Genomic DNA, 9,224 nt, shown 5'->3' on the forward strand with positions numbered 1-9,224 from the left:
TGCTCAAAGGTTTATCGCGGGGTGGAGCAGCCCGGTAGCTCGTCAGGCTCATAACCTGAAGGCCGCAGGTTCAAATCCTGCCCCCGCAACCAGTTTTCTACAATAAAAACAACACCTTACACGAAAAGCCCTTGCCCCACGCAGGGGCTTTTTGATGTTCAAGGGGCAGTTTAGGGGCAGTAAATATCAACCGTTGCCCATACCCGGCAACGACTCTCAACCACTTCTGTCCTGAAACTTCACATTTTTGTGAGGCGTTCAGCCTCGCCCGATCTTGGGGATAACTCCCCTTCCGCCGCATATGCCTGTGGCGCTCTGTGCGGGCCAGCATTTCATTTTTCCGGGCTGGATGCAACGCTCATGCGAAAGTGAAAAGAAACGCTCCTACGGGCCGCACAGGCGGGCAGGGGAGTATGGCAATCGTGCAGATGCTTCCCTTATCCAAAGCTATCTAGTTGGCCGTTCCGGCACGGCTATCGGTCATGCCGCCGTTCAGGCCGAATTGCTGGCAAAACCTGCTGTTGCCTTCCGTCTGGCCGTGGCGCACATGATTGCGGGGGCAAGCCTGTGGGATGTGACCGCCGAGCCGAAACGCGCTGACAGCAACGCCATTGCGGCCAGCGTGGGCGCGGCCAAGGCCAGCACCGTCATGGAGCAGGAACGCGCCGAAATTCACCAGCTTTTGGGTGGCGATGCGGAAAAGCCAGCCGCGAGCATTGCCCGTATCAAGGGGGAATGGCGCGAGCGCCGAAGCCTTGAAGATATTTTCCGCGCCCTGCTACCCTTGGCCGATGCCGCCGTTATGCGCATCCTCACTTACATCATGGCGGAAACTTTGGCGGCGCACAGCATGGCCGTTCAGACCCTTGCCGAGCAGTTTGGCACCGACATGCGCCACTGGTGGACGCCTGACCAGACATTTTTTGACCTCTTGCGCGACAAGGAGGCCATCAATGAAATGATGCGCGAAGTAGCAGGCGACGAGGCGGCGAACGCCAATGTCACGACCACGGCCAAGGTGCAGAAAGGCATTATTGCCGACTGCCTTGCGGGCAACCGTACCATGAAGGCGGAAAACTGGCTTCCGCGTTACTTGGAAACCGCCGCCAGCGGCTACACAGACCGTTACCCATCCAGCACGGGGCCTGTGGTCGTCATGGTGGACAACGAAGATGATGAGGACGTTATTGCGGCCTAATCCGCTGGAAAACCTGTCGGGCGGTTGATATGGTGCCTTGGGCGCTCATCAACCGCCCTTTGGTTCCGACAAGCCTCTGCCCATTCTTTGTCGGGGCTGAATAAGGGAAATGCTGCCTTCGGGTCCGAGTGCAGCAATTCCCTTTTACGTTTTCCGTGGTTTTGCGGCGGGCGGGGGACACGTCCCCGCACCCCCACCGAAAAAATGACGCCTGATGCTTTCAGGCGGCTTTCTCAATCATGATTGTTTCGCGCTGCCGGCAGATGCCGGTACAGCGTCGAAAGGCTCACTCCGAGCCGTTTTGCGATCTCCACCACCGTTATTCCTTCGTCCTTCAGCAGCGCTTTAGCGACGGTAATATCATTGTCGTTCATGGCCTTTGGTCGTCCGCCGATCTTGCCTCGCGCACGGGCGGCGGCAAGGCCCGCTGTCGTTCGTTCCCGAATGAGGCTGCGCTCAAATTCCGCCAGCGCGGCGAAAACATGAAAAATCAGTTTGCCGCCTGCTGTGGTCGTGTCGATGTTTTCCGTCAGGGAACGTAGGCCGATACCGCGCTGTTCCAGCATTTCCATTGTAGCGATAAGCTGGCCGGTGGATCGGGCCAGACGGTCGAAACGCCAGACGACTAGCGTGTCGCCCTGGCGTAGATAATCCATAGCCGCCGCAAGCTGCGGCCGGTCACGTTGCGCGCCGGAGGCACGTTCTTCAAAAATTCGTTCACAGCCCGCCGCATTCAGCGCATCGAGCTGCAATTCTGGCTTTTGGTCGAGGGTGGAAACGCGGGCATATCCAACCAACATCAGGCGATTTCTCGGATAGCTTGCTGGCAAGCATCTTCAAGGGGCTTCAAGTCGTTGGTGATAAGGTTCCAGAGAATTTCGGGGTCAACCCCATCGTAGGCGTGGCGCAAAACATTTCCTAAGCCACGGATGTTGCGCCAAGGAATGTGTGGTGCATTAATTTCGGCGGCTTCTCCTAACTTGATTGCAGCCTCGCTGACGCGCATCAAGCAGCGCTCAACGGCATCACAAGTCCTTTCGTCTGCAAGAAAACGCTCTTTATCGAACCCATCGAGATAAAGCCTTATGCGCGCGATATTCTCCAGAATATCGGCGTACCGTCGAGAGGGAGTGCTAGAAGGCACGGATGCCGTCCCTTTCGATTTCGTTCAAAAGGTCAATTCGTCGGATGGGGAACGTCACCACATCAACAGATTTTCCTAACCTTGCCGCAATGAAGTCTTTAACAGCGACCAAGTTTAGCAAAGAGAATCCGCTTTCTCTGGCACCGTCCAATGCCAAATCCACATCAGAAAAAATTGTTTCGTTTCCACGCGCTACGGAACCAAACAAGCGCACGCTTCGCACTCCCATGGCGCGAAGGTCTGTTTCCATATTGGATAATTCTGAAATAACTATGTCTCTATACATAAAAATATCCCTATAACTCAAAAGTATTATGTAGTTTTGCAATAGTTATTTCAATAAATAGTTTTCGGAATGTCTGTAGGTGCAAATTGCGACCTTCAGTAAACATTCTCAAAAACGGTGGTTTTCGGGAATACTTTATTGCCGCCCGTGGTCGAGAATGCGGACAGGTGGTGCGCCGGGAATGCTGGCCAGCGGTTCCTTGAAAAGAGTAAGGGCGATTTCATCAAGGACGGTGGCAGGTTTAGTCACCGTGATTTCGGCAGGTAGCGATTTTTGCTCGTTTGTGGCCTGTTGGAGAATATCCCGAAGCGCGGCCAATCTGACTTGGAAGGCAGTACATGGTTGAGCCTTCTGGAAAAATTCTTTAATTTTTAGAGGATTCATGCTGCCATTAAACGCAATCGCCAGATTGTCGCGCAGTCTCACCATCTCTCAATCCGGCAGCAATGCCAAAAACATGAAGGAACGAGGACGGATTATTGACAGAAACAAGTGTGCAAGAAGAAATCAATTCAGAGGCAATCCCCCAGCCGGAAGGCGCAACCCAGATTATCGATACTGACTATCAAATCGGTCAGGACAACATCAATTATCGGCGTCGGTTCGTTTTTGAACTCGATATTCACAATATCGTATTCAGTGTATCTGCCATTGGTATCGTTGCATTCACGATTCTTACACTCGCCTTCCAGAATACGCTTGGTTCATTTTTCGCGGGGTTGCGCGATTTTCTAACATCCAATCTCGACTGGTTCTTTCTTGCTGCGGGCAATGTATTTGTTTTGCTCTGCATTGCCCTGATCGTGCTTCCATTGGGTAAAATCCGCCTCGGTGGGCCTGAAGCCACACCGGACTATAGCTATGTGTCGTGGTTCTCGATGTTATTTGCCGCTGGTATGGGCATCGGGCTGATGTTCTATGGCGTGTCCGAGCCGCTTGGTAATTTTACCGCCGCTATGCAAGGGCCGGTAACAGGCCCTGACGGCCTGCGCACGGATTGGTCGCCATTGAATGGCATGGCTGGCGATGCTGAAGGGGCACGGCGTCTGGCGATGGCGGCGACTATATTCCATTGGGCGCTGCATCCTTGGGCCATCTATGCCATTGTTGCACTTTCTCTGGCGCTTTTTGCCTTCAACAAGGGATTGCCCTTGACGTTGCGCTCTATTTTCTACCCGATCTTCGGCGAAAGGGTTTGGGGCTGGCCGGGACATATCATCGACATTCTGGCCGTCTTCGCCACGATATTTGGATTATCCACATCGCTTGGAATCGGAGCGCAGCAAGCGAGCGCCGGACTGGAATTTCTATTCAATATTCCGTCTAGCCAAGGCGAAATGGTGATCTTGATTATCCTCATTACCGCGATTGCGACCGCATCAGTCGTTGCGGGGATGGATAAAGGAGTCAAGCGCCTTTCCGAAATCAATATGGCGCTGGCCTTCCTGCTTCTCGTCTTCATTATTCTTGTTGGGCCGACGCAACAGATTTTCACGGGCTTCTTCAAGAACCTGCTGGCTTATGTGGAATATCTCCCGGCTCTGTCCAATCCGGTCGGTCGAATGGACGATAATTTCCGCCAAGGCTGGACGGCCTTTTATTGGGCATGGTGGATAAGCTGGTCGCCTTTCGTAGGAATGTTCATCGCCCGCGTCAGCCGTGGCCGTACAGTGCGCGAATTCGTGATTGCCGTGCTTCTCATACCTTCCATCGTGTCAACGCTTTGGATGACGGCGCTTGGCGGTACTGCTATCAGCCAAGTGGTCGATCAGGGCATGACTGCGGTACAATCGGCGGCGCTTGAACTGCAACTGTTTCAAATGCTGGCAGGATTGCCGCTTACGTCCATCACGTCGCTGATAGGCATCGTTCTTGTCGTCGTGTTCTTCGTGACCTCATCCGATTCGGGTTCCCTTGTAATCGACACGATCAGCGCGGGCGGCAAGATGAATGCTCCCATTCCGCAGCGCGTATTTTGGGCCACTTTCGAGGGGCTTCTGGCTATCGCCCTGCTTTTGGGTGGTGGATTGGCTGCATTGCAGGCCATGGCCGTTTCTACGGGTTTTCCGTTTGCGATTGTCCTTCTCGGCGCGTGCGTGGCGCTGGTAAAGGGACTTGTTGCTGAACCCCGATAGAAAAAATGCAGGAGAGGTTGCTTGCAGAATGGTGCCGCAGATGCGGCACCATCATAGGCCCAATTCCTCATCTACCAGCGTTGCAATTTCAAGGAATGTCTGAACCCAACCTGATTCAAGGTAATCGGCCACCATGTCCTGAAACGCGGCCACGGTTGGCGCGAGGATATAATCCCTCCAGCGCCGAATATCCGCCGCCAGTTCCATCGCGGGCACAGGGCCTAAAATGCCGCTGTCGTTATCGGCGTGCAGGCGCACACGGCGGCAAATGTCGGGCAAGGACGTGATAATGACGCCCGTGTTCATGAACCGCACATTGAAGGGAAGGGCGCTGCCGTTGTGATAGTGGCGTCCGTCATAGATCGGCACGCGGTTCAGCACCTTTCGCGTGAACAGGGCAGCGAGCGGATGCCCGTAGGATGGAAAGACGGCTTGGCCCGCCAGCACATCGCTGACAAAGCGGCCATTCACGATGCGGGGGAATTGCTCGACGGTGACGCCCCTTTCGGTAATGGTTTCCGTCGCGCCGAAAACCGCGTCAAGGTGGCCGTGTTCCATCATCGTCATACGTCGATCCAGATGCATCGGCAGCGGGTCGTCGTCGTCTTGAAAATACACATAAGGATTGGAGCCGATAGACAGGCCGATTTGGCGAAGAATGTCCGGGCTACCCGCCGGCGCATTCGTGGCCGACACACGCGGCAGCACCATTGTTTCCCGCGCCCTGTCCAGCCAGCGTAACAAGGCTTGCACATTGTCCTCGTGGTCATCGTCAAAAACCACGATGAAGTGGTGCCGCATCCATCGTTGCGGGTCCAGCGCCGCTTCCTGCAAAATACGTCGGTAATAGAGATGGCCGCGTCGTGACGGCGTGATGAAGTCAATCAGATCGGTGCGTTTTCGGCTTGCCATAGTCAAACGTCCTTTGGCGGAAACCCGTAACCATTGGCTGCGGGTTTCACGAACGCTCCGATACGCTCTTATGGCTACTGCCTTGAACGGCGGCTGACAGGCTCACTGGAAGCTCCTGTGCCGTTGCTTCGTCTCTCTGGTTTGCTGTGCCTGGCGCACCGCGCCAAACGCTCAAGGGCCTGCCCGCTTAAACGTGTGGTCCCTTGCCCGTTCGGCTTATTCGGCACGCCCGAAGTCTCCGCGTCCATCGAGACGATAACAACACAAGGAGACTTATTATGAGCCATGACTACGCAACCGCCGTTCAAATTGCAGCGCTCAATGACCGCTTTCGCCAGCGCCTTCAGATACCCGTTTTCGGGGATGACGGATTACGCGGCTATCACGTTATGACGCAAGGCTTCGCCAACCTGCCGCCCGTGATGCAGATTGAAATATGCGCCCTCATCCGCGCACAGGCGGATTTTAACATCGATAACGACCCCTACGGCGAACACGATTTCGGTGCTATCCGTCACAAGGCGGCGTTAGTATTCTGGAAAATCGAATGTTACAGCGACGAAACATGCCGCTATGACACCAGTACGCCGCACGATCCCGAAAAATGCTTCCGGGTCATGACCGTCATGCTGGCCGATGAATGGTGACGCTATGCAGGCGGTCGCCCGTTTTGTGCCCAAGGCCGTCTTTCCAGACGGCCACGGGACACACGCGAGCAATAACCCTCTGCCATCGCCCATGCGCAGGCTACAATCGTGCCCTGTCTTTTCCAAACTTTCTCGCATTTTGGCCGCTGTCGTCTGACAATTTCAGGCACGGTCCCATAAGGAACGCGAAAACCCTTCGGGGTTTGCACTTTCCTTACCGTTTTCCCGCGCGACAACTGCTTTCGTCGCGGACGTAACCGTGACGACTCCACACGCGAAAACGACAAAGCCGCCCTCTGCACAAGGGCGGCTTTGTTGCTGACAGATATGGTGGGGCTTGTTACGCTTCAACCACCTTTGCCGAAGCGGGCAGGGCAGGCCGTTCGACCTGCCATGCTTTGAAATCCGCGCCGCTTGGGTTCTGGAAAACCGACAGGCCGAATTCCGGCAGCAGGGCAAACAGGTGGTCAAAGATATCGGACTGGATCGCCTCGTAATCGTTCCACGCAATGGTTTTCGTGAAGCAATAGATTTCCAGCGGCAGCCCTTCCGGCCCCGGCTGTAGCTGGCGCACCAGAATCGTCATGTTCTGGTGAATCTGCGGGTGCGCCCGCACATAGGCTTCCACATAGGCGCGGAACGTGCCGATATTGGTGATGCGGCGGGTATTGGCGGTCACGCTTCCCTTGTCACCCAGCTTGCCGTTCCACTCCTTCAATTCTTCCTGCTTGCGTTGCAGGTAGTTTTCCAGAAGACGGAAACGACCCAGCTTTTCGATTTCTTCCGGTGTCAGGAAACGGATGCTGGTCTGGTCGAGATAGATCGAGCGCTTGATGCGCCGCCCGCCCGCTTCCTGCATCCCGCGCCAGTTCTTGAAGGATTCCGTCACCAGCTTGCGAATGGGTATCGTCGTAATGGTCTTGTCCCAATTCTGGACGCGCACCGTGTGCAGCGCGAGCTCAATCACATCGCCGTCCGCATTCAAGGCGGGCATTTCAATCCAGTCGCCCACGCGCACCATGTCGGTGGATGAAATCTGAATGCCTGCCACCAACGACAGCAAGGTATCCTGAAACACCAGAATGAGGACCGCCGCCATAGCGCCCAAGCCCGACAGCAGGATGAGCGGTGAACGGTCGATGAGGGTTGCGATCATCAGGATTGCGGCAATCGCATAAATGGCGATTTTGACAATCTGGATATAGCTTCTGATCGGCTTCAGCTTCGCTTCCGGCCTTCGGTGGTAAATGGTGTCCACCACGTTCAGGGCCGCTGCCAGCGCCATTGCAAGCGTCAGGATGATAAAGGCGTTTGCGACGTTGCGCACCACCGTCACGGCGGCATCTGGCAGATGCGGCACCAGCCCAATACCTGACGCGATCACAAAGGCGGGCATGATGTTGGCGAGGCGTTCGATAACGCCATAACGGCGCAACTCTTCGTCACGCCCGTAGGCGGTGCGGCCAAGGAAGTGATTCACAACGCGCAGCAAAATCTTTTTGACGACAAAATTGGCAAAAAGGGCTGCAAGGACCAGTACGGATAGGGCAATCAGTGTGTAAATCCACGGATAGGCGGCGAGGAATGCTTCCAGCGTTTCCGTCATTATTCCGGTGTTCTCCTTTGATCTATGGGGGAAGGATTGCGAACAGGTCGCAAAGAACACCTATAGCCCGAAAATGAACTGGATTTGAACCTCGGATGGCGTTTTGCAGGACATGGAAGGATTTCAGGGAATTCGATAAAATTACGCAAGAGGTGCGCAATCAAATAAACGGACAATCATCGACAATAAATAAAAAATAGAAAACGATGTCCATGAAGAATAAATCATATATATTGTATGTAATGACATTTTATTATTGCCCATCCACATAAATGTATAGGTGCTATGGGAATGTAAGGAAAAAACGATTGCGTCGTGTTGGTTCTTTCGGAGCCGTTTTTATTTATACGCTCTTAATGTGCGTTCTTTTTGCTGGTCCCGCGTTTGCCGCGGGCGATTACACCAGTTTCCCTGATTTGGGCGTTGTCGGTGATCACCGTATGATGACGGTTATCGGCTTTGCGCAGCAATCCTTTTATTTTGACCTTTTCAGCGATGGTCAGCTCCAATCCCTGGCGCTGCTATTCGCCCTGATAGGCGGGCTTCTCATTCTTCTTTTACCCAAGTTCCAGAAATTCACGACAATCGCGTGCTATCTGTTTCTGGTCTTTATCCTGATTATCCATCCAAACCCATCGGAAGGTTCGTTGTTCTTTTATCCATTGGGGGAAAAGAAGGGGCAATGGAACTGCCCGCTACCGCAAAACGGCACGACTCCGATGGAGATCATGTGCAAAATGGGGCAGGACGTGAAGAGTAACGCGGGGACCGTATCTGATTCCTTGAGTGAATATGCAAATAATAACCCCTTCGGCGCATTTGTTCCTCAACTTGCAACCATTCACTTTTTTACGGCCATTGAACGCACGCTAATCCTTGCGTTGTGGGGAAGTGAAGAAAATAAACTGCAAATGACTGATCTATTTCAGGGGGCCACTGCCGATGGTATCGTGGCTAAAGCCTTGGAAAGCTCCATGCCGCTCCGCTATAGCGAAGACGTGTACAACAATTTGTGTGGTGGATTTAGAGATGAATTAAACACAATGCTTTGGAATATTGACAACGATACGCTTGTCAATATGGCTAACCGCCAGTTTACATTTGACGACCTGATCGCCGCGAACAGAATTTTCTATGACAATGGGTATGTAAACCATTCAAAGGTATATCCAGCTATCGGTGCGACGGCATATCTGAATATCTGGCCTGCCCCCTGAAAAGTGGTCCTCCCTGAAGTAGGCTATTGAGCCGTTGGAGAGGACGTTGGAATGCCCCAGAAGAAGCATAAGCCCGAAG

General features: G+C 53.8%; 10 protein-coding genes and 1 tRNA gene. 5 read left to right on the forward strand and 6 right to left on the reverse strand.

Annotation, left to right across the window (positions count from 1 at the left end; genetic code table 11):
* Positions 1–15: 15 nt before the first annotated feature.
* Together FHS76_RS22125 and FHS76_RS22130 are read left to right on the forward strand one after the other, a co-directional pair.
* A tRNA-Met gene (locus FHS76_RS22125) sits at positions 16–92 on the forward strand.
* Between the two features lie 257 nt (positions 93–349).
* The gene (locus FHS76_RS22130) at positions 350–1,198 is read left to right on the forward strand and encodes a hypothetical protein (protein ID WP_183658444.1); all 849 of its coding nucleotides are present in this window, start codon (positions 350–352) and stop codon (positions 1,196–1,198) included.
* 233 nt (positions 1,199–1,431) lie between these two features.
* Here FHS76_RS22130 and FHS76_RS22135 read toward each other — a convergent pair whose 3' ends face one another.
* From FHS76_RS22135 to FHS76_RS22150, 4 genes are all read right to left on the reverse strand, one after another.
* The gene (locus tag FHS76_RS22135) at positions 1,432–2,001 is read right to left on the reverse strand and encodes a recombinase family protein (protein WP_183658453.1); all 570 of its coding nucleotides are present in this window, start codon (positions 1,999–2,001) and stop codon (positions 1,432–1,434) included.
* Positions 1,998–2,342, reverse strand: a complete 345-nt coding sequence (locus FHS76_RS22140; RefSeq protein WP_183658445.1) for a HepT-like ribonuclease domain-containing protein — start codon at positions 2,340–2,342, stop codon at positions 1,998–2,000. Before FHS76_RS22140 ends, FHS76_RS22135 begins: the two co-directional genes overlap by 4 nt.
* Positions 2,332–2,628 (reverse strand): nucleotidyltransferase family protein, encoded by a 297-nt coding sequence (locus tag FHS76_RS22145; RefSeq protein ID WP_183658446.1) that lies wholly within the window; start codon positions 2,626–2,628, stop codon positions 2,332–2,334. The genes FHS76_RS22140 and FHS76_RS22145 overlap by 11 nt, the downstream gene beginning before the upstream one ends.
* Positions 2,629–2,763: 135 nt before the next feature.
* On the reverse strand, positions 2,764–3,057 hold the full coding sequence (locus FHS76_RS22150; protein ID WP_176023507.1) for a hypothetical protein: 294 nt from the start codon (positions 3,055–3,057) through the stop codon (positions 2,764–2,766).
* Positions 3,058–3,107: 50 nt separating this feature from the next.
* Here FHS76_RS22150 and FHS76_RS22155 point away from each other — a divergent pair, with 50 nt between their 5' ends.
* Positions 3,108–4,763 (forward strand): BCCT family transporter, encoded by a 1,656-nt coding sequence (locus tag FHS76_RS22155; RefSeq protein WP_210306207.1) that lies wholly within the window; start codon positions 3,108–3,110, stop codon positions 4,761–4,763.
* A 51-nt stretch (positions 4,764–4,814) separates the two neighbouring features.
* Here the strand turns inward: FHS76_RS22155 and FHS76_RS22160 are convergent, their stop codons facing one another.
* A complete protein-coding gene (locus FHS76_RS22160) occupies positions 4,815–5,675 on the reverse strand; it encodes a glycosyltransferase family 2 protein (protein ID WP_183658448.1) in 861 nt (286 codons plus the stop codon).
* A 278-nt stretch (positions 5,676–5,953) separates the two neighbouring features.
* Here FHS76_RS22160 and FHS76_RS22165 point away from each other — a divergent pair, with 278 nt between their 5' ends.
* Complete coding sequence (locus FHS76_RS22165; protein ID WP_176025065.1) at positions 5,954–6,322, forward strand: DUF3768 domain-containing protein; 369 nt, start codon at positions 5,954–5,956, stop codon at positions 6,320–6,322.
* A gap of 340 nt (positions 6,323–6,662) precedes the next feature.
* Here the strand turns inward: FHS76_RS22165 and FHS76_RS22170 are convergent, their stop codons facing one another.
* Entirely contained in the window at positions 6,663–7,928 is a 1,266-nt protein-coding gene (locus FHS76_RS22170) for a mechanosensitive ion channel family protein (protein ID WP_183658450.1), read from the reverse strand.
* Between the two features lie 308 nt (positions 7,929–8,236).
* Between FHS76_RS22170 and FHS76_RS22175 the strand changes: the two genes are divergently transcribed.
* Positions 8,237–9,145 carry a hypothetical protein gene (locus tag FHS76_RS22175; RefSeq protein WP_183658452.1) on the forward strand — a complete coding sequence of 303 codons (909 nt, stop codon included), beginning with the start codon at positions 8,237–8,239 and terminating at the stop codon, positions 9,143–9,145.
* Positions 9,146–9,224: the final 79 nt, after the last annotated feature.

The sequence above is a fragment of the Brucella daejeonensis genome (assembly GCF_014199265.1).
Classification (GTDB): Bacteria; Pseudomonadota; Alphaproteobacteria; order Rhizobiales; family Rhizobiaceae; genus Brucella; species Brucella daejeonensis.

Excerpts from the sequence above, each read along its gene's own strand:
- FHS76_RS22165 (WP_176025065.1), top strand. The coding sequence starts at position 5,954 with ATGAGCCATGACTACGCAACCGCCGTTCAAATTGCAGCGCTCAATGAC.
- FHS76_RS22160 (WP_183658448.1), bottom strand. The coding sequence starts at position 5,675 with ATGGCAAGCCGAAAACGCACCGATCTGATTGACTTCATCACGCCGTCA.
- FHS76_RS22145 (WP_183658446.1), bottom strand. The coding sequence starts at position 2,628 with ATGTATAGAGACATAGTTATTTCAGAATTATCCAATATGGAAACAGAC.
- FHS76_RS22150 (WP_176023507.1), bottom strand. The coding sequence starts at position 3,057 with ATGGTGAGACTGCGCGACAATCTGGCGATTGCGTTTAATGGCAGCATG.
- FHS76_RS22130 (WP_183658444.1), top strand. The coding sequence starts at position 350 with ATGCAACGCTCATGCGAAAGTGAAAAGAAACGCTCCTACGGGCCGCAC.
- FHS76_RS22170 (WP_183658450.1), bottom strand. The coding sequence starts at position 7,928 with ATGACGGAAACGCTGGAAGCATTCCTCGCCGCCTATCCGTGGATTTAC.